This window comes from Thermodesulfobacteriota bacterium (assembly GCA_025062045.1).
In the GTDB taxonomy this organism is placed as follows: domain Bacteria; phylum Desulfobacterota; class Syntrophorhabdia; order Syntrophorhabdales; family JANXAF01; genus JANXAF01.
Map to the genome: position 1 here is coordinate 195,115 of JANXAF010000003.1, position 18,458 is coordinate 213,572.

Sequence of the window (18,458 nt, forward strand, 5' to 3'; positions counted from 1 at the left end):
ATATAATCAGAAACGACTAGTTTCGTCAACGCGCAGAAAGTTTACATTGAACGAGCCTATTATTATATTAAAAGACCAAATCTGCGGAGGAACCATGGCAAAGCCCTACGAGGAATGGATCGAAGAAATGGCAAAATTTTTGGAACCTAAAAGAATCTATTTTGCGGACGGTTCGGAGGATGAGGCGCGAAGACTCGTCGAAATAGCAATGAGGGAGGAAAAGATTGAAGGAAAACCAGTCCTCTACGAGCTTAACCATGCCTTATGGCCAAACGCGTACCTTCATAGGAGCCATCCATCCGACACTGCAAGAACCGAACATTTAACATATGTTTGCCATCCCGAGAAAGAAAAGTCCGGACCAAATAACAACTGGATGGATCCGAAATCGGCAAAGGATCTTTTGACTAACCTCTCGAGAGGTTGCATGAAGGGAAAAACCATGTACGTCCTTCCTTACATGATGGGCCATCCGGACTCGCCGTACGCTAAGGCGTGCATCCAACTTACAGATATAAGCTATGTTGCAATAAGTATGAGGATAATGACAAGACTTGGAAAATTCGTACTTGAAAAGATAGGAAATTCTCCTGACTTCGTAAGAGGAATACATTCTGTTCTCGACTTTGACATAAACAAACGCTTTATAATGCACTTCCCGGATGAGAATCTGGTTTGGAGTGTCGGTTCCGGTTATGGAGGAAATGCGCTTTTGGGAAAAAAATGCTTCTCATTGCGAATTGCATCTTGGCTTGGCTACAAGCAAAAATGGCTGGCTGAGCACATGATAATTATAGGGGTTGAGGACCCAGACGGGGATGTGACATACATAGCTGGGGCTTTTCCGTCTGCCTGTGGAAAGACAAACCTTGCCCTTCTTGAATCGAAACTCGAAGGCTACAAGGTCTGGACAATAGGCGATGATATAGCCTGGCTAAATATAGGTCCTGATGGAAGACTCTACGCCATAAATCCGGAGACAGGATACTTTGGCGTTGCCCCTGGAACGTCGCATGAGACAAATCCCAACATGATAAGGACCTTAAAGCACGATGGTTTCTTTCCAGTTCTTTATACAAACACTGGGCTTGATGTGAAGGCTAACGAACCGTGGTGGGAAGGGCTAAAAGAGCCACCGACAGATCTTTTAGATTGGCAAGGAAATCCTTGGAAAAAAGAAAGCGGACTACCCTGTGCCCATCCCAATTCCCGTTTTACAGTCTCAATTTATAATACTCCGAACCTCTCTTCCGAATTCGACAATCCTCAAGGAGTACCTATCTCCGCAATAATCTTCGGAGGAAGGAGATCTGAACTTGTACCCCTTGTGTGCGAATCCTTCGACTGGGTACACGGTGTATTTTTAGCCGCAAGAATGGGCTCAGAGACGACAGCAGCGGCGGAACATAAAATAGGGGTTTTAAGGAGAGACCCCTTTGCCATGTTACCTTTCTGCGGATATAACATGGCCGACTATTTCTCCCATTGGATAGAGATGGGCAGGATGCTTAAAAATCCTCCTAGAATCTTTTCCGTTAACTGGTTCAGAAAGGATGAGAACGGAAATTTTATTTGGCCTGGCTTCGGAGAGAATATAAGGGTATTGAAGTGGATAGTAGATAGGGTAAAAGGTAGGTGTGGCGCAAAAGAGACGCCAATCGGGCTTCTTCCTCACATTGATGACCTAGAGATATCTGGATTGGAAATTGACAAAGCCAAGTTAGAGAAAATAATCTCGTACGAGAGTTCCGGTTGGGAATCCGAAGTAAGAGAAATAAAAGAGTTCTTCTCTAAGTTCGGTGAGAGAATTCCCATAGAGCTAAAAAAAGAACTGGAAAGACTTGAGAGATCTGTAAGTGGAAAGATTTGGACTCGGTAAAGAGTGGAGATGTGGAAGTTACAAACGAGGATCGTTGACGGAATTCGTATTTTGATGTATGATTAAACGCGATGGGGCTGTAGCTCAGATGGGAGAGCGCATGACTGGCAGTCATGAGGTCGGGGGTTCGATGCCCCTCAGCTCCAAATCTTAATATCGGCATAAGCCAAATCTTTTTTTCCGAATAAAGAGTCATCGAAAATAAACCTTTTCATCCGAGCCCCATCTAAACCGTGAAATTACATTTTGGGAACTTTAAATCTCAGCTTATCAGTTGACCCTAACTTATATGCAGCCTTAGGTGCTTCCTCCACTCTGAGAGGGTGATGGGCCTTTCATATAAGGCCATCTCTTCGGGTCTCATCTTTGGATTTTCGTGACGTATTCCGAAATAACCGCATAGGACCCTAAATATGTCAGTGTTGTCGATGTAAGGAGGTATTTTCCATGGCAGCGAACTTTTAGGATAAAAGATCGCTATCTGATCCTCAGCCGTGTGGTTAGTGCTCGTAAAACCGACATTTCCCCTTCTTATTTCTGGGGAAGATTTTAGATTGTCCCCATCTTTTGCATAAACACTTTTCATGAGTATCCTTCCCATGGTAGCTTCAGGTTCGTACCAAACGTCAAAGAGGGCGACGTTGTGCGGCTCGTTGAGCTTTTTAAAAATCTCTTGGGCCTCCTCAATAGTTATTGCCCTACGTGTATAGGTTTCAAAGATCTCCTTTACGGTGCTTAAGTCCTTTTTCTTCATTTGATTAATCATATACTCGAATGAGGCTCTGTTCTCGTAGCTAAGGAGCGCCTTTGTGGAATCTACGTACTCAGGCCCTGTGCCGTTTATCCCATACCCGGAATTTCCGTGATCTGATGTGACGATCAAAAGTACTTGAGGGTTGTGCCTTATAAATTCCATTACGACCTTCACGGTACTATCCATCTCATAAGCATCCATTAAGGCTCCGTAAGCGTCGTTTGCGTGATTTGCGTGATCTATGCGTCCTGCTTCAATCTGAAGTATAAAACCTTTTGGGTTCTTTGATAGCCTCTCTAGGGCAACGAGAGTCATTTCAGGAAGACTTGGCTGTGAACCTAAGGAAGGATCATTTATCCTATCGACAAAATAAGCCATATGGGAGGAACTAAAGACACCTAAAAGTTTACCCTCGCTCTTCTGGGCCTTCAAAAGCTCGTCCCTATTTTTTGCAACTGTGTAGCCTTTTTCTTTGAATTTGGTATAAAGATCCTTCTTATCTTTTCTCCTTTCCGGATTTAGGTGCCTATCTCCGCCACCCATGGCAACGATAAGACCAGAGTTTAGTAGATCTTCCGCAATATCGTCTTCCGAATCCCTGTTTGGATTATGGCTATACCAAGCCGCCGGAGTTGCGTGGGTTATCCTAGTTGTTGTGACGAAGCCACAAGCTATTCCTTTCTCTTTTGCCAGTTCGAAGATGGTCGTCAATCTTCGCCCGTCTGGAAGAATAGATAACATTCTCTGTGCCGTCTTAGAACCCGTAGCCCAGGCGGCCGAAGCTGGTGCTGAGTCTGTAACGACGGAGTTCAATGAAGAGGTATTCTGAATCGAAATGCACGCTTTTGGGTCCATAAGAAGACGGTGAATGTAACTCTCTTCCTTGAACTTCTTTAGTTTGAACTCGTATGTGGCTTTTATAACGCCAAGCGGGAAACCATCTCCGACAAGGAAAATGACCCCTTTAGCTTTCCTTTGAGGGTTTTGAAGGGCCTTTGCAAAGATCTCCTCTGCCGGTGCCATAAGAGCCAGAAAACTGGCCATTGAGACCTTTAGAAACTCTCTCCTTTCCATGATCGTACCTCCTTCATTTTTGGTTAATATTTCCCATGTGAATGTTTGGAAAAGATTAAGTTCCTGTAAAATTTCTGTTAAGTTCTAAATCTACCCCTTTGAGTCTTTGAGGTCTTTTTAAAGCTTCACACAAGTTGCCAAGCGAGTTGAAAGAAGCCTATTATGTATGGATGAGCCCTTAAAATTGGTATGAGAGGTTCGAAATCGATAACTGAAAAATGAGACAAAACGAGTTTTTGAGGGAAACTGGACTAAACGTTGATCCGTTTTTGATCAAAAAAGCTACGAGTCTCTACAAGATGTTTTACATTCGGCGAGGCTCAGAATTTTTTTAGAAATTTTTTCCTTTCACTTCTTTTAGTGGGAACTCTGTGTTATCCTTTTTTATGCTCCTTATAACCCACTATAGCGGAGAACCTTGCGGCCTTTTGGGACCACAGAGGGTTGCAACCTACTTGTCGAAGCTTCTATCCTACCCTGTGATTGTTATAGGTCTCAAAAGGGGCTTTAATTTTCAGAAATTTCTCAGGTATCTTGAGGAGCATTATAGAAATAGGGAAAAGATAATTCTCTTTTCCTATCACTGTGGAAGGCCAGATATTTTTGAACTGGCAAGGGTTTTAAAGACGCTTAATTACCGCCTCGTTCTTGGAGGACCCCAGGCTCAAAAGGATGCAAAAGGTGAACCGAACGTCGAAAGATACTCACATAGAATAAAGGGCCTTTTGGAGATCTTTAATCTCGTTTACTCAGGTCCCGTAGATGGAATGGATATCGCTACGCTTTGTAAAAAGGAAGGGCTTGTCTTAAAGGAATGGGAAATCTCTGTAGGAGTTACCGTTGATTGGCATAACTTTTACTCTTTTGACGAAGGATTAAAAAAGGTCCACGTAAAAGAAGCCCAGGTTTTGCGGAGTATCGGTTGTCCTTATGCACTAAAAACTAAAAGCATAAGAGTCGATCCTCCGAATTTTATACCCGATATAGGAGAGATTGAAATTGAAACGAGCGGGTGTTCTTTTTGCGATGTAGCGTGGGATAAAGGTTATAAGGGAACTCTGAAGGACGAAAAAGTTTTTGAGCAGATAGAGAATCTGCCAGAGATAGAAGGAAAAAAGATACCTTTTGAACTGATAGATGAGTATCCCCTTTCTTTCCTTCCTAAGCTTTTAGCCTACGTTCAATCTCAAAAGATTAGACTTATGCAGATAAATTTGGTTCTCAGAGCGGATGACATCCTTAAAAATTGTAAACTCCTAGAAAGAAGCCTTTTTGAGATGGGGAGACTCAAAGTAAAACTTCTTTTATCATCCGTTGGTTTTGAATCGTTTAGCGATAGGATACTAAAAAACCTAAACAAAGGTATCACTGCTTCAGAAAACTTAGCCGCAATCCGCATAATGAGAGAGCTCAAAAAAAATTATCCGGATGTTTTTTTTTACGCAAGGCAGGAGGGGGCAAACCATGGATTTATCCATCCCACACCCTGGGATTCTGAAATAACTAGAGCCGAGATCCAATCAGCAATAGGTGCCTATGATCTTACAAAGGACATACTTCCGCACCATAGCACGCCTTTGATTATCCATCACGGATGTGCCCTTGGTGAGTGGTTAAGGAAAATAGAGGAGAGGCATTCTTTTGTGTTTGGAAGACAAACGAACATAATAGAGTGGTGGGAATGGAAAAGGGACTGAATTTTGGGGTTTTGGATAATGGAGATTAAAGAAATTAGAACAAAAACTGTGCTAACCAAATCAAAAATCTATGAATACACTGTCAACCCTTACATCGGGTGTGCCCATGCCTGCCATTACTGTTACGCGAGATTTGTAAAAAGGTTTCTCGGCATAAAAGAAAGATGGGGAGATTTCGTTTTTGTTAAGAAGGACGCTCCGGAGATTTTAAAAGAAGAAGTAAAGAGAAAGAAAAAAGGGCAAGTGTGGGTAAGCGGTATTTCCGATCCGTATCAGCCAATAGAGAAAACCTTAAGACTCACAAGACGTTGCATTGAGACTCTCCTTTTGGGTGGTTTTGAGGTCTATATCCAGACAAAGTCACCCCTTATTCTAGACGATATCGACATCCTCAAATCATACGAGAACGTCCACGTTTTTTTAACGATAACAACATCAGATGACAGGGTGAGAGAGATGTTTGAGCCCAACGCTCCTCCCATTTCTGAACGGTTAGAGGCCCTCTTTGTTTTACACTCGCACGGAATAAAAACACATGTTATGATCGCGCCTTTACTTTTGGGCGCGGAAGGTCTCGTACCTCACATAAAGGACAAAGTACGTTCGGTAGTTGTGGATAAGGTGAATTACCACTACGCGGACTGGGTATATAAAAAAAACGGAATTGAGTGGGCAAAAGACGAGAGTTTCTTTTTAAGATGTGGATCAGCGATAAAAAGCTCGCTCGATAAAGAGGGGGTCCGTTGTGAGATCCTATTTTGAATCAAGCCAGTTGGTGAAATATTCGACTCCGTATGTTTCTATGTCCTCGCTCTCTACTACTATCCTTCCCAAGAACGTGTTTCTTTCAAGCTCTTTAAGTATTCTTCTGAGATCAAGACGAGACTCGTAGAGTAAATGACTGTCAGTTCTTCCTTCGTTACCGTGAAGATGGATTTGGGCTATATGATCCTTATTCTCAAGTATCTCACGGATGATAGCATCTTCTGGTGATGGAATTCCTTTTTGCACTTTCGAGATAAAGGAATGGCCGACATCGTAACAGATCCTTACGGGTACTGTTTTCAATATGACCTTCGAGTCTTCCATGCCGTTAAAAAATGAGAAAGTAAATGGTACGTTCTCTATGAGGACCTCTATATTTTTCTCTTTGGCGAAAGATTCGATCTCTCTGAGCTCATTGAGGAAAAACTGATAAGACAACTCTTTAATCTCTTCATCTTTGAAAAAGTTATAGCCCGGATGGAGTATTAGAGGATTCAATCCCCATTCATGTGCTATCTTTATGGATTCAAAAATTCTACTCTTTGCGAAATTCCGTATTTCTTCAAATATGCTACCCAAATTGCACTCTATCCATGGTCCGTGGAGCGAAAAGGAAGCCCCTTCCTTTTGCAAATTTTTGATTTCTTTCAAAAACCCAGAATCTATATTCAGCCTTTGGGGGATCTCAAAGGCGATTTCGAAAAAGCGTATGCCTTTTTGTAGAGCTCGTTCTATGAGGAAAAGCACGTTTTTTGGGGTTATGAAATAGGTTGAGAAACCTACTTTCACACTAAATAATGGCAGAAAAGGATGGGGTTTTGCAAGTGCCAAGTGGAGAGAATTCTTCTTTACAGGCAGGAAAAAAAGCATTAATAATCTATCTCAAAAAAAGGAGAGAAGTCATGCTAAAGATGGCGCAGAGGATGCAAAGGATCCCCACTTACCTTTTTGCGAAAATCGATAAGAAAAAAGAGGAGGCAAAAAGGAAAGGTATTGATTTGATAGACCTAAGTATTGGAGATCCAGATATCCCAACCCCTGCTCATATTGTCGAAAAGATGAAAGAGGCTGTTTCTGATCCGAAAAATCACCGTTATCCAAGCTATGAAGGAATGATAGAGTTCAGGGAGGCTATAAGTGAATGGTACAAAAAAAGGTTTGGGGTCGATCTGGATCCAGAAAAAGAGATTCTTACACTTTTAGGTTCAAAGGACGGTATCTCCCATATTCCTTTCGTTTTTCTCGATAACGGTGATCTCTCTCTCGTCCCTTCTCCGGCATACCCTGTCTATAAGATAATGACCCTCCTTGCAGGAGGCATACCTTACATTATGCCTCTTTACGAGGAGAACGATTATTTACCGGAGATAGAAAAAATCCCTGCCTCTGTGGCAGAAAAAGCCAAGCTTATGTTCATAAACTATCCAAATAATCCAACTGGCGCTCACGCAAACGACAGATTCTATGAAGAACTGATCGCCTTTGCAAAAAAGTACGGGATAATCGTCTGTCACGATGCCGCCTACTCGGAGATCTACTTTGACGATCAAAAGCCAAAAAGCATCTTAGAGTACGACCGAAAAAAAGAGATCTCCGTAGAATTTCATTCCCTTTCCAAGACATACTGCATGACGGGATGGAGAATCGGATTTGTGGTTGGAAGAAAGGATGTTATCTCTGCTCTTGGCAGGCTTAAAGCAAATATAGATTCCGGTGTCTTTCAAGCAATTCAACTTGCGGCGAGGGAGGCTCTGCTTGGAGATCAAAGTTGTGTCGAGGAGATAAGGCAGATTTATAAAAAGAGGAGGGATATCCTTACAAGCGGCCTTGAATCGATAGGCTTTTCTTTTCGTAAGCCTTTTGCAACTTTTTATCTATGGGTTCGGGTTCCTTCAGGTTTTAACTCCGAGAGCTTCTGTGAATACTTGATAGAGAAGGCAGGAATCGTTGTAACACCGGGAAGCGGATTTGGGGAAGAAGGGGAAGGTTATTTTAGGATCTCTTTGACGACTAGTGAAGAACGGATAAAAGAAGGTTTAGAAAGATTAAAGAAGCTTTTTTCATAGCCGAAAGATGTCTTGTGAGAAAAAATCGAAAGCAAGGATCCTCATAGGGACTTCAGGATTTTCTTTTCCAGACTGGAAGGGAAATGTTTACCCACCTAACATCAAGAATAAGGATATGCTTTACTTTTACGCCTACAAGCTTAACTTCGAGACCGTAGAAATAAATTCCACCTATTACGCGATCCCTTCTGCCAAAACCATAAAGGCAATGGAAGAGAAAACGCCAGATCTTTTCGAATTTACGGTGAAAGCCCCAAAAACTATAACCCACGATCCTTTTGATCCCAGGCTGGAAGTAAAACCGAAAGCTGATGAGATAGAAAAAAACTCTAACTCGTTTTCTGAGGCCTTAAAACCACTCGTTTGCGCTAAAAAACTGGGGGCTATACTCTTGCAATTTCCGGTTTTTTTCTACAATACGAGCAAAAACAAGGATTATATACTTTTTGTTAGTGAAAAACTCTCATTTTCTCCCATTGTTTGCGAGTTCAGGCACATAAGTTGGTTAAAAAAAGAGACATTCGACTTTTTAAAAAGATCCGGGATCGGATTTTGTATTGTGGATGAACCTCAGCTTCCTAAGCTTTTGCCGCCTGTATTCGAAGTGACATCTTCTTTAGCTTACGTGCGATTCCACGGAAGAAATAAAAACTGGTTTAACGCTCCGTTATCAGAACGGTACGACTATTTGTACTCCGATGAAGAGTTGAGATCCTTTATTCCGGAGATAAAAAAGATATCGACTCTCGCGGAGAAGACCTACATTTTCTTTAACAACTGTCACATGGGTAAGGCACTAAAAAACGCTCTAAGATTTAAAGAGATGCTAATTGAGGAGGGAGGTATCTAAATGTTTTTGCCGGTGGACAGAATCTCGCAAAGACTATCCTCAAAGGACAAAGGTATACTAATACTCCTTTCGACTTTTTTTGGATTTTTGGGAGCGGATAGGTTCTACAGAGGTCAAGTCGGAATGGGTATTCTCAAGCTCTTAACGTTTGGTGGATTCGGTCTATGGTCTCTTGTGGACAGCATCCTTTATATGGTCGGCAAAATACCGAAAGATTCGGAAGGAAAACTCATAGTCGATAAAAAGACGTTGGAGATTCTCACTTCTTCTGATTTTTAATTGTCGTATTCGAAAGACCCGAAATTTTTTTGGCGAACCAAAATCGACAGATTTTCTTATTAAAAAAAAGCGATTTATGTTACAATAGTTACCAACTTTTAAGCCGGAGGTAGATATGATAAGTGTTTCCATTCCGGGGTGGGGAGACATTGAGATCGAGTACCTTCTCGTGGATTACAACGGAACCATTGCCTTGGACGGCAAACTAAAGGCGGGCGTTAAAGAGCTTCTGGAGAAGATCTCCAGGTATATCAGGGTCTTCATAGTTACGGCAGATACGTACGATAGTGTGGACAGTGACGTAGACGTTATGGGATTCAACGTGCTCAAGGTAAAAAAGGATAACAGTGCGGAGGAGAAGGCAAAGATAGTAAAAGAGCTCGGACCAGAGAAGGTTTTAGCTATTGGTAACGGTGCGAACGATGCCCTTATGCTCAAAGAAGCAGCTCTTGGAATAGGCGTGATAGGAGAGGAGGGTTGTGCGAAGATCCTTTTAAAGGAAGCTGATATAATTGTAAAAGACATTACTGAAGCCCTTAACATCGTACTACATCCAGAAAGAATCATAGCCACCCTCCAGTCATGAAATGATCGGCAAGCTCATAAAGAAGATTATCGGAACCAAAAACGAAAGAGAACTAAAACGTATCCAGCCGATCGTAGAAAAGGTCAACTCTCTCGAGGAGAAAATGAGAAAACACACCGATGCTGAGCTTAAAGCCTACACGCCTTATTTTAAAGAAAAGATAGAGAAAGGCGAGTCGCTCGACGAAATACTTCCTGTGGCTTTTGCTGTTGTAAGAGAAGTTGCAAGAAGAACGCTAAACATGAGGCACTTTGACGTACAAATAATAGGTGGGGTTGTGCTACACGAGGGAAAGATAGCAGAGATGGCTACAGGAGAAGGTAAAACCCTCGTTGCAACATTGCCTGTGTATCTAAACGCGCTAGAAGGCAAAGGGGTTCATGTGGTAACGGTAAACGATTATCTGGCAAAGAGGGATGCCGAATGGATGGGCCCGATTTACAATTTTCTTGGACTTTCCGTAGGAGTCATAACTCATGAAAAAACGGATCTGGAGAGAAAAAAAGCTTACCTGTGCGATGTTACATACGGTACCAATAACGAGTTCGGTTTCGATTACCTAAGAGACAATATGAAATATTCACTCGATGACTGTGTACAGAGAGAGTTACATTACGCAATAGTGGACGAGGTGGACAGTATCCTCATAGACGAGGCAAGAACCCCCCTTATAATTTCGGGTCCATCAGAGGAGTCTACGGACAAGTATTACAAGATAAATAGGCTTGTCTATCACTTAGTCAAAGGAAAGGACTACGTCGCTGATGAAAAGCTAAAGGTCGCCTACCTTACAGATGAGGGCATCGCAAAGGTGGAGAGGCTCCTTGGAATAGAGAACCTTTATGACCCGAAGTATATTGAGATTCTTCATCACATAAATCAGGCTCTCAGAGCGCATAACTTTTTCCATAGAGATGTGGACTACATAGTCAAGGACGGAAAGGTCATCATAGTAGATGAATTTACAGGAAGGCTCCTTCCTGGAAGACGCTACAGTGAAGGTTTACACCAGGCGCTTGAAGCAAAAGAAAACGTAAAAATAGAGAGAGAAAATCAGACACTTGCGACCATTACATTCCAGAACTATTTCAGAATGTACAAGAAGCTTGCGGGAATGACAGGAACAGCCGACACGGAGGCATACGAGTTCAAAAAGATATATAACCTCGATGTTGTTGTTATCCCCACAAACAGACCGCTTATAAGAACCAATTATCCCGATGTCGTGTACCGGACCGAAAAGGAGAAGTTCAAAGCTGTGGTGAAAGAGATCGAGGAGTTATATAAGATCGGAAGACCAGTACTTGTCGGAACTTTATCCATAGAGAAATCTGAGAGACTCTCGGAGATGTTAAAGAAGAGGGGAATTCCCCATAACGTGTTGAACGCCAAAAATCACGAGCTCGAAGCGGAAATAATAGCTCAGGCCGGCAGGCTTAAAGCGGTAACGATTTCTACCAACATGGCGGGAAGGGGGACCGATATTCTTCTTGGAGGGAACCCGGAGTTTTTAGCACTGAAAATGTGCAAAGGACAGAAAGGAACTGATGAGTACTACAAAGCACTAGAAGAGGCAAAAAAGATCTGCGAAAAGGAAAAGGAGGAAGTTGTAAAACTTGGTGGGCTCCACGTCATAGGAACGGAAAGGCACGAGTCCCGAAGAATAGATAATCAGCTGAGAGGAAGGGCGGGTCGACAGGGAGACCCTGGGTCATCAAGGTTTTATGTATCTTTAGAAGACGAGATAATGAGACTTTTTGGTTCAGATAGAATCTCTCCCATACTAGAAAAATTGGGAATGAAAGAAGACGTACCGATAGAACACCCTCTAATATCTAAGGCAATTGAAAATGCTCAGGCAAGGGTTGAGGCCCACAATTTTGAGATAAGGAAGTACCTTCTAGAGTACGACAATGTGATGAATAAGCAGAGGGAGACCGTCTACGGTATGAGACGTAACATTCTTTCCCAGTCGGATGAAGAAATAAGAAGGGAGATACTTAGCATGATTGAGGAAGTGTGCGAGGAAATAGTGGATGAGTGCTGCCCTGAAAAGCTTTACCCGGAGGAATGGGATCTTAAGGGACTCAAAATGAGGTTAAAGGAAACTTTCTTTATGGATTTTGACTTTGTGGGTCTCGACATGAAAGATGCTACAAGAGATGGTTTTTTAAACTGGATAAAAGGAAAGCTCATAGAAGCCTATGAAGAAAAGACCAAAAGATTCGACGAGAAGGACTTTTCATCTCTGGAACGCTTTATCGCTTTAAATTCACTCGATAATCATTGGAAAGAGCATCTTCTTGCTTTGGATCACCTAAAAGAAGGTATAGGGTTGAGAGCTTACGGACAGAAGGATCCACTTAGGGAATACCAGAGAGAAAGTTATGAGCTTTTTATGGAGATGCTCTATCTTACGAAGGTCGATACTGTCAGAAAACTTTTTGCAATTCAGCCGGCGAAGGAAGAGGCGTTAATCGTAGAGCACAGACAACCCGAGATTTACCTTTCGAGGAACGGTATGAACTACAGAGCTCCTTCATATACGACAAAACAGAGAAAAGTTGGTAGGAACGATCCGTGTCCCTGCGGAAGCGGAAGGAAGTATAAGAAGTGCTGTGGAAGAAGTGTGTGATATAGGAAATATAAAATTTTCAGCTGTCTCAGCTGGGATCAAAGGAGAAGGTCTTGACTTGGGGCTTGCCCTATTCGAAATTCCGTTCTCCTTTATTGGCCTTTATACCAGAAATAGAATAAAGGCTTCCCATATTCACTACGCGAAAAAGCTCGAAGGAAGAAAAATAAGAGCGCTTTTTGTAACAAGTGGTTGCGCGAATGCGGCAACAGGGAAAGAAGGAATAGAAGATCTAAAAAGGCTTGCCAGAATGATATCTGAAAGGACATCCTTAAAAGAAGACGAGATTCTTTTCGCCTCAACGGGAGTAATAGGTAAGAGATTACCTATAGAAAAGATCGCAGATTCAATTCCTTTTCTTGTCGATAATGCTGATCCTTCAAAGCTTGAAGATTTCGCTTACGCAATGATGACAACGGATACGTATCCAAAGGTACTAAAGAGGACTTTTAGTGGGAAAAAGACTTACTCTATCTTGGGAGTCGCAAAAGGTGCTGGCATGATAAATCCGAAGTTAGCGACGATGCTTTGCTTTCTCTTCACTGACTATCCAGGAAAGAGAGAAGTACTTGTGAATCCGTTTCGCGCTTATTGCAGGGAGAGCTTCGAAAAGATCACTGTGGACAGTGAAACGAGTACGAATGATACTGTTATGCTATTTTTTCCCGAAGGTGAAATCGATGAGAAGGCCTATTCTATATTCACTGAGACCTTAAAAGACCTCATGAGAGAGCTCGCATTACTCATTGTAAGGGATGGGGAAGGGGCAACGAAAGTGATCCACATTAAGGTAAATGGTGCGAAAACCAAAATGGCGGCTCAAGAAATAGCAAGAAGGATCGCAAGATCGACTCTAGTTAAGTGCGCGTTTTTCGGAAATGACCCCAACTGGGGAAGGATAATTGCTGCAGTGGGAGATACGGATATTACTATAAGACCCGAAAGGATAAGCATAAAGATTGAAGGAATGGAAGTTGCAAAAGGAGGGGTGGAAACCCCTTTTGACGAGGATGAGTTGAAAAGAAAACTCACTTCAAAGGAAGTTGAAGTTGAAATCGATCTCGGCCTTGGAAAAGCGTCTTATGAGATCTACACCACCGACCTCACATACGATTATGTGAAGATAAACGCCTCATATAGATCTTAGACTTCTCTGTCTTTTTGCCTCATAAAGAGCGATGGCGAAGCAACTTGCCAGATTAAGTGAAGGAAAGTCCCGCGACGTAGGAATTTTTATTATTTTGTCGCATTTTTTCCGGGTCAGAGATCTTAGGCCGTCCTCACGCCCTAGTACGAGACAGGAACTTTTTGTCAAATCCACATCGTAGATTGCCGTCTCTCCGTCTTCGTCGAGACCAAAAACAGCAACATCTAAATCCTTTAAGGTTTCAAGGTAACGGGGAAGGTTGGTGACCCGAACTAACTTTACGTGCTTATACCCACCTTTTGATATCTCTATCACCCTCTCTGTTACGGGACAGCTTCTGTCCTTCGGTACGATTATCCCATCCACCTTGAATGAACCGGCGCTTCTTAAAATGTTTCCGAAATTTTGAGGATCGTAGATTCCATCGAAGGCGAATATGAGCGGACTCTCTCTATTTCTTATAAGTTCTAGGAACTTTTCTGGTTCCAAGTATTCGCAAGGTTCAACCTCAAGGAAGAAGTGGACTCCCTTAGACTTTATTTTGGCCTTTATCGCCGCCTCAGGCACTAGTTTAAATTGGACCCCCTTCATTTTTGCCAGTTCGATAAATTTACTGGCTAAGTAAGCCTTCTCCTTCTCCACGTAAAGCCTTCTTGCTGAGGACGGCCTTTGCTCTAAGATGCGCCTTATATCGTCTTTATCGATAAGATAGGGCATTCTCTATAGATTTGGCTATCTTTCTTAGCTCTGCGTGTGGGTCATCCTTTGTAAGAATCGTTCTTCCAATAACTATGTAAGTTGCACCCCTAAGTATGGCTTCGGTTGGCGTAATAACCCTTTTTTGATCATCGATTTTTTCGTCGATTCTTATGCCCGGTGTGACAATTATGAATTCCTCGCCACAGAGTTTCCTAACTTTCTCGATGTCTTCTCCTCCTGCTACGACTCCGTCCATTCCAGCTTTTTTTGCAAGAACCGAAAGGTTTTGTGTAAGCTCGGAGACCTTGATCTTTAGACCCATCTCTTCCAGAACACCTTGATCCACACTTGTAAGAACCGTCACAGCGAGAATCTTCGGTCTTTTAATCCCCAGTTCTTTTGCTGCGTTGTGAACAGCGTTCTTTGCCTCTTCCATCATCTTTAAGCCGCCCAAAGCGTGTAAGTTCAACATGTCGACCCCTAGTTTTACTGCTTCCACGGAGGCTTTTGCGACAGTGTTTGGAATATCGTGATATTTGAGATCAAGGAAAACCTTTGCATCTTTCATTTTTATGAAGTCTATTATTTTGGGACCACAATGGGTAAATAGCTGTTTTCCCACCTTGAACATACCAACTTCGTCTTTGAAGGAAAGGACAAGTTTTTGGGCTTCCTGGAATCTTTCCACGTCAAGGGCAAGTATTATCCGTTCTTTTGGAAGCATACACCTATGATTTACTGCTTTTTTTTGGCCCTGTAAAGAGATGAAGCCTTATATATCGAGCCCGCAAATGGCGCCATAAGCCTTGCTTAAGTTCTTTACCTCTCTCATCTCTGTCACTATATCAGCCATCTTTATTAACTCTTTAGGTGCGTCCTTCCCAGTTATTATCACGTGGAGCTTTTCATCTTTTTCAACGAGAAAATTGTGAACTTTCTCAAAGGGTAGAAGCTTTAGATTCAGAACAACGTTCAGTTCGTCGAGGATCAAAAGATCGTAATTACCCTTTTTGAGCTCCTCTTCCATAAAGATCCAGCCCTTTTCAACAATTTCCATATAAGGCCTTATATCATCTCCAACGAATGCAAAGCCCAAACCGAATGCGTGGATCTCTATGTGTTTTAGAATATGCGGACAAACTTTCTGTTCTCCTGATCTTCCCCCCTCCTTTATAAACTCAACCATGAGTGTTTTCATTCCGTATCCTGCGGCTCTTAACGCACAGCCCAGCGCTGCAGTTGTTTTGCCTTTACCATCTCCGGTAAAGACGATGATAAGACCCTTCTTCCCCCCCTTCATTTTTACCCCCCTTAAAACCTAGTAATTAGCCTTTAATGCATCCCAGAGGGAGAATCTTAGCCACTAGCTTCGATATTCCTGCGTTGTGTACGACTTTAACAACACTCGATACATCCTTATAGGCATCCGGGATCTCTTCAAGAAGAGTATCCCTTGTTGCAGCCCTAACGTATATCCCTTTATTTTCAAGTTCCTTTTTTATTTCGCGTCCCTTTGCTGTCTTTATCGCTTCATTCCTGCTCATTATACGGCCTGCCCCATGGCATGTGCTGCCAAAAGTCTCTTCCATCGCCTTTTTTGTTCCACAAAGTACGTAAGATGCTCTTCCCATGTCGCCCGGTATGATTACAGGCTGGCCGAATTTCCTGTACTTTTCGGGAAGTATTTTCTCGTTCGGACCGAAGGCTCTAGTTGCCCCTTTTCTGTGGACACAAACCTTAACTTCGGTGTTTTCGACCTTGTGGGTCTCGATCTTTGCGATGTTGTGACAGACATCGTACACAACCTCAAGCCCTAGTTTTTCATAACCTTGACCGAATATTTGCTCGAAGGTCTCCCTCACCCAGTGAGTTATCATCTGTCGATTAGCGAATGCGTAATTTGCGGCTGCAGCCATAGCCGCGAGGTACTTTTTTCCTTCAGGAGATCGAACGGGCGCGCAGCAAAGCTGCCTATCCGGGAGATATATGCCGTATCTCTCGGAGGCCTTCAGCATCTCTTTTATGTAATCGTCGCATATCTGATATCCGAACCCTCTCGATCCCGTATGAATAAGCACAGTTAGCTGTCCTTTAAAGAGACCGAATGCCTTCGCTATCTCCTCGTCGTATATCTCTTCTACGACTCCTAGTTCAACGAAGTGGTTCCCCGAACCAACCGTGCCTAGCTGATCCTTTCCCCTCTCGTAAGCTTTTTCGGATACGGAGTCCGGATCAGCTCCTTCTATCCTTCCAGAGTCCTCTATGCACTCCAGATCCCCCATCTTTCCATAACCTTCCTCAACAGCCCATTTTGCCCCATCCTTCACTACTTTTCTCAAATCGCTTTTAGAAAGTTTAAAATCCTTTCTGTGGGAACCAACTCCTGATGGTACGTTTATAAAGAGCCTGTCTATGATCTCTTTTATCTTTTCGGATACTTCCCTGGCAAGAAGATTCGACCTTATAAGTCTTACGCCGCAGTTTATGTCGTATCCCACACCCCCTGGAGATACAACACCTTCCTCGACTGTGAATGCCGCAACGCCTCCGATCGGAAACCCGTATCCCCAGTGTATATCCGGCATGGCATAAGAGGCTTTAACAATCCCAGGAAGACACGCAACATTCTCCACCTGTTTTAAACTCTCGTCCTTTGTAAGAACTTCGTATAGCTTTTCGTCGACATACACTATTCCGTCGACATTCATTTTGTCGTGCTTTGGAATAAGTATTCTATTAGCGTCTATCCTTTTTATGCGTGTTTTCTCCTCTGCCATCTTTCCCCTCCTAGACGTCTAGAATAACCCTTGCGATGTATCCTTCATCGAGCCTTTTCAATTCGAAATTGTGATAGGTGGCGGCCTTTATCTCTTTTTTTAGAGTATGGATTTGGGGATCAAATCTTCTGCAGAAAAGGGTCGCTCTAAGCCTATTGTCTTCCAATTCTACTTCCAAGTCTCCAATTATGATTCTTTCGGTCTCCCATAGATAAAGAAGCTCGTTTAAGAACGAAATTAGTAACTCACCGTTCTTTTCAAGAATTATACTCTTTGTCACCTCATACCCTTTTTGCTCACTACCTTCCACCATTATCGAAAATAGCGCGTATGCCGCATTTTTGAAGATCTCCTCCTGCGAACTTCCGTAGATCTCAATGCCTATATCAGCTTCGTGATCGAATAACGAGAAACGGACCATCCGGTGAGATTATATATCACAGACCGTATCCTTTCAACGGTGGGTGGTAAAGAGCGGATAGGGGACTTCCGAGACCCGAAGGTTTTAGAATATGGAATTTCTTTTCACAAATATAGAGCCTGGAATTTTACCATTCGAAACTCTGGACAACTATCACACCTTTCTTGGAGGCTTCCCTTAAGAAACCCTTTGTTGCGTAATGTGTCACAAGGAGCCGAATAACTTCTACATCGCCAAACTCCTTTTTAACCGCCTGAACCTTTTCTTCTAGCTCCTCTAAGACCTCATCTACACTCTGGTCCCTTCTCTCATCGAGTCTAAGCTTCGATTCTCCAACTACGTAGACTGTCGTACCGTTTTTTTTCGCCTTTGCCAAAATATTTATTTCCTTTCCGAGGATCTCCTGCCTTATGAATTTTTCTATTACTTCGATACCATACTTCTCCTTTAAAAACCTAGGTAGTGCTCTAAAAGCCTCGTTTTCAAAGGCGTAGCTCATAGTTAAGCTCAGACCGCCTAAGTCGCGGCGAAGATCTCTTAACCCTAAGGCTAGTTTTGCTATTTCCAACTCTGTTTTTTCCTGAGCTTCGGCAAGTCTCTGGACTGTGGCTTCAAGCCTACCTAGTCTCTCCTCTGTCCTCTTCTGAGCCTCCGCAAGCTCTTCTACTATCCTTTCAAGCCTTTCTACCCTCTCCTCTGTCCTCTTCTGAGCCTCCGCAAGCTCTTCTACTATCCTTTCAAGCCTTTCTACCCTCTCCTCTGTCCTCTTCTGAGCCTCCGCAAGCTCTTCTACTATCCTTTCAAGCCTTTCTACTCTCTCCTCTGTCCT

Annotated in this window: 17 protein-coding genes and 1 tRNA gene; 10 read left to right on the forward strand and 8 right to left on the reverse strand. The window is 42.8% G+C overall.

Translation table 11 applies throughout. The annotated features are described in order from the left end of the window. The first annotated feature begins 94 nt into the window (after positions 1 to 94). Positions 95 to 1,879: a phosphoenolpyruvate carboxykinase (GTP) gene (locus tag NZ583_03800; protein ID MCS7280736.1), complete on the forward strand. Its 1,785-nt coding sequence runs from the start codon at positions 95 to 97 to the stop codon at positions 1,877 to 1,879. A 73-nt stretch (positions 1,880 to 1,952) separates the two neighbouring features. Beyond that, positions 1,953 to 2,025 (forward strand) — tRNA-Ala (locus NZ583_03805). Between the two features lie 134 nt (positions 2,026 to 2,159). Here the strand turns inward: NZ583_03805 and NZ583_03810 are convergent. After that, positions 2,160 to 3,707 (reverse strand): alkaline phosphatase, encoded by a 1,548-nt coding sequence (locus tag NZ583_03810; protein MCS7280737.1) that lies wholly within the window; start codon positions 3,705 to 3,707, stop codon positions 2,160 to 2,162. Positions 3,708 to 4,093: 386 nt separating this feature from the next. On the opposite strand from NZ583_03810, the gene NZ583_03815 reads away from it, so the two are divergent. Both NZ583_03815 and NZ583_03820 read left to right on the forward strand, forming a co-directional pair. Then, on the forward strand, positions 4,094 to 5,404 hold the full coding sequence (locus NZ583_03815) for a hypothetical protein (protein MCS7280738.1): 1,311 nt from the start codon (positions 4,094 to 4,096) through the stop codon (positions 5,402 to 5,404). 18 nt (positions 5,405 to 5,422) lie between these two features. Beyond that, the gene (locus tag NZ583_03820; protein ID MCS7280739.1) at positions 5,423 to 6,166 is read left to right on the forward strand and encodes a radical SAM protein; all 744 of its coding nucleotides are present in this window, start codon (positions 5,423 to 5,425) and stop codon (positions 6,164 to 6,166) included. Here NZ583_03820 and NZ583_03825 read toward each other — a convergent pair. Next, entirely contained in the window at positions 6,158 to 7,000 is an 843-nt protein-coding gene (locus NZ583_03825; protein MCS7280740.1) for a sugar phosphate isomerase/epimerase, read from the reverse strand. The two genes, NZ583_03820 and NZ583_03825, sit on opposite strands and share 9 nt — an antisense overlap. A gap of 71 nt (positions 7,001 to 7,071) precedes the next feature. On the opposite strand from NZ583_03825, the gene NZ583_03830 reads away from it, so the two are divergent. The 6 genes from NZ583_03830 to argJ all read left to right on the forward strand — a co-directional run bounded on the left by NZ583_03830 (position 7,072) and on the right by argJ (position 13,732). Then, positions 7,072 to 8,235, forward strand: a complete 1,164-nt coding sequence (locus NZ583_03830) for an LL-diaminopimelate aminotransferase (protein ID MCS7280741.1) — start codon at positions 7,072 to 7,074, stop codon at positions 8,233 to 8,235. A gap of 7 nt (positions 8,236 to 8,242) precedes the next feature. Then, entirely contained in the window at positions 8,243 to 9,085 is an 843-nt protein-coding gene (locus NZ583_03835) for a DUF72 domain-containing protein (protein MCS7280742.1), read from the forward strand. Continuing rightward, positions 9,086 to 9,364, forward strand: a complete 279-nt coding sequence (locus NZ583_03840; protein MCS7280743.1) for a TM2 domain-containing protein — start codon at positions 9,086 to 9,088, stop codon at positions 9,362 to 9,364. It abuts the gene before it with no gap. A gap of 115 nt (positions 9,365 to 9,479) precedes the next feature. Then, entirely contained in the window at positions 9,480 to 9,950 is a 471-nt protein-coding gene (locus NZ583_03845; GenBank protein MCS7280744.1) for an HAD family hydrolase, read from the forward strand. Position 9,951: 1 nt separating this feature from the next. Next, entirely contained in the window at positions 9,952 to 12,585 is a 2,634-nt protein-coding gene (gene secA / locus NZ583_03850; protein MCS7280745.1) for a preprotein translocase subunit SecA, read from the forward strand. Then, a complete protein-coding gene (gene argJ / locus NZ583_03855; protein MCS7280746.1) occupies positions 12,515 to 13,732 on the forward strand; it encodes a bifunctional glutamate N-acetyltransferase/amino-acid acetyltransferase ArgJ in 1,218 nt (405 codons plus the stop codon). The genes secA and argJ overlap by 71 nt, the downstream gene beginning before the upstream one ends. Here argJ and rlmB read toward each other — a convergent pair. From rlmB to NZ583_03885, 6 genes are all read right to left on the reverse strand, one after another. Beyond that, a complete protein-coding gene (gene rlmB / locus NZ583_03860; GenBank protein ID MCS7280747.1) occupies positions 13,718 to 14,449 on the reverse strand; it encodes a 23S rRNA (guanosine(2251)-2'-O)-methyltransferase RlmB in 732 nt (243 codons plus the stop codon). The genes argJ and rlmB overlap by 15 nt on opposite strands. After that, positions 14,430 to 15,155, reverse strand: coding sequence for an orotidine-5'-phosphate decarboxylase (gene pyrF / locus NZ583_03865; GenBank protein ID MCS7280748.1), 726 nt, complete (start codon positions 15,153 to 15,155; stop codon positions 14,430 to 14,432). The genes rlmB and pyrF overlap by 20 nt, the downstream gene beginning before the upstream one ends. 48 nt (positions 15,156 to 15,203) lie before the next feature. Continuing rightward, the gene (locus NZ583_03870; GenBank protein ID MCS7280749.1) at positions 15,204 to 15,731 is read right to left on the reverse strand and encodes a cob(I)yrinic acid a,c-diamide adenosyltransferase; all 528 of its coding nucleotides are present in this window, start codon (positions 15,729 to 15,731) and stop codon (positions 15,204 to 15,206) included. Between the two features lie 25 nt (positions 15,732 to 15,756). After that, a complete protein-coding gene (locus NZ583_03875; protein ID MCS7280750.1) occupies positions 15,757 to 17,208 on the reverse strand; it encodes an RtcB family protein in 1,452 nt (483 codons plus the stop codon). 10 nt (positions 17,209 to 17,218) lie between these two features. Continuing rightward, positions 17,219 to 17,629, reverse strand: coding sequence for an archease (locus NZ583_03880; protein ID MCS7280751.1), 411 nt, complete (start codon positions 17,627 to 17,629; stop codon positions 17,219 to 17,221). Positions 17,630 to 17,756: 127 nt separating this feature from the next. Further along, a partial coding sequence (locus NZ583_03885) for a hypothetical protein (GenBank protein MCS7280752.1) occupies positions 17,757 to 18,458 on the reverse strand: 702 nt, incomplete at its 5' end.

Bases quoted from the DNA above. Each gene is read 5' to 3' on its own strand.
- NZ583_03800 (MCS7280736.1), top strand. From the start codon at position 95: ATGGCAAAGCCCTACGAGGAATGGATCGAAGAAATGGCAAAATTTTTG.
- NZ583_03810 (MCS7280737.1), bottom strand. From the start codon at position 3,707: ATGGAAAGGAGAGAGTTTCTAAAGGTCTCAATGGCCAGTTTTCTGGCT.
- NZ583_03815 (MCS7280738.1), top strand. From the start codon at position 4,094: ATGCTCCTTATAACCCACTATAGCGGAGAACCTTGCGGCCTTTTGGGA.
- NZ583_03820 (MCS7280739.1), top strand. From the start codon at position 5,423: ATGGAGATTAAAGAAATTAGAACAAAAACTGTGCTAACCAAATCAAAA.
- NZ583_03830 (MCS7280741.1), top strand. From the start codon at position 7,072: ATGCTAAAGATGGCGCAGAGGATGCAAAGGATCCCCACTTACCTTTTT.
- NZ583_03835 (MCS7280742.1), top strand. From the start codon at position 8,243: ATGTCTTGTGAGAAAAAATCGAAAGCAAGGATCCTCATAGGGACTTCA.
- NZ583_03840 (MCS7280743.1), top strand. From the start codon at position 9,086: ATGTTTTTGCCGGTGGACAGAATCTCGCAAAGACTATCCTCAAAGGAC.
- NZ583_03845 (MCS7280744.1), top strand. From the start codon at position 9,480: ATGATAAGTGTTTCCATTCCGGGGTGGGGAGACATTGAGATCGAGTAC.
- secA (MCS7280745.1), top strand. From the start codon at position 9,952: ATGATCGGCAAGCTCATAAAGAAGATTATCGGAACCAAAAACGAAAGA.
- rlmB (MCS7280747.1), bottom strand. From the start codon at position 14,449: ATGCCCTATCTTATCGATAAAGACGATATAAGGCGCATCTTAGAGCAA.
- pyrF (MCS7280748.1), bottom strand. From the start codon at position 15,155: ATGCTTCCAAAAGAACGGATAATACTTGCCCTTGACGTGGAAAGATTC.
- NZ583_03870 (MCS7280749.1), bottom strand. From the start codon at position 15,731: ATGAAGGGGGGGAAGAAGGGTCTTATCATCGTCTTTACCGGAGATGGT.
- NZ583_03875 (MCS7280750.1), bottom strand. From the start codon at position 17,208: ATGGCAGAGGAGAAAACACGCATAAAAAGGATAGACGCTAATAGAATA.
- NZ583_03880 (MCS7280751.1), bottom strand. From the start codon at position 17,629: ATGGTCCGTTTCTCGTTATTCGATCACGAAGCTGATATAGGCATTGAG.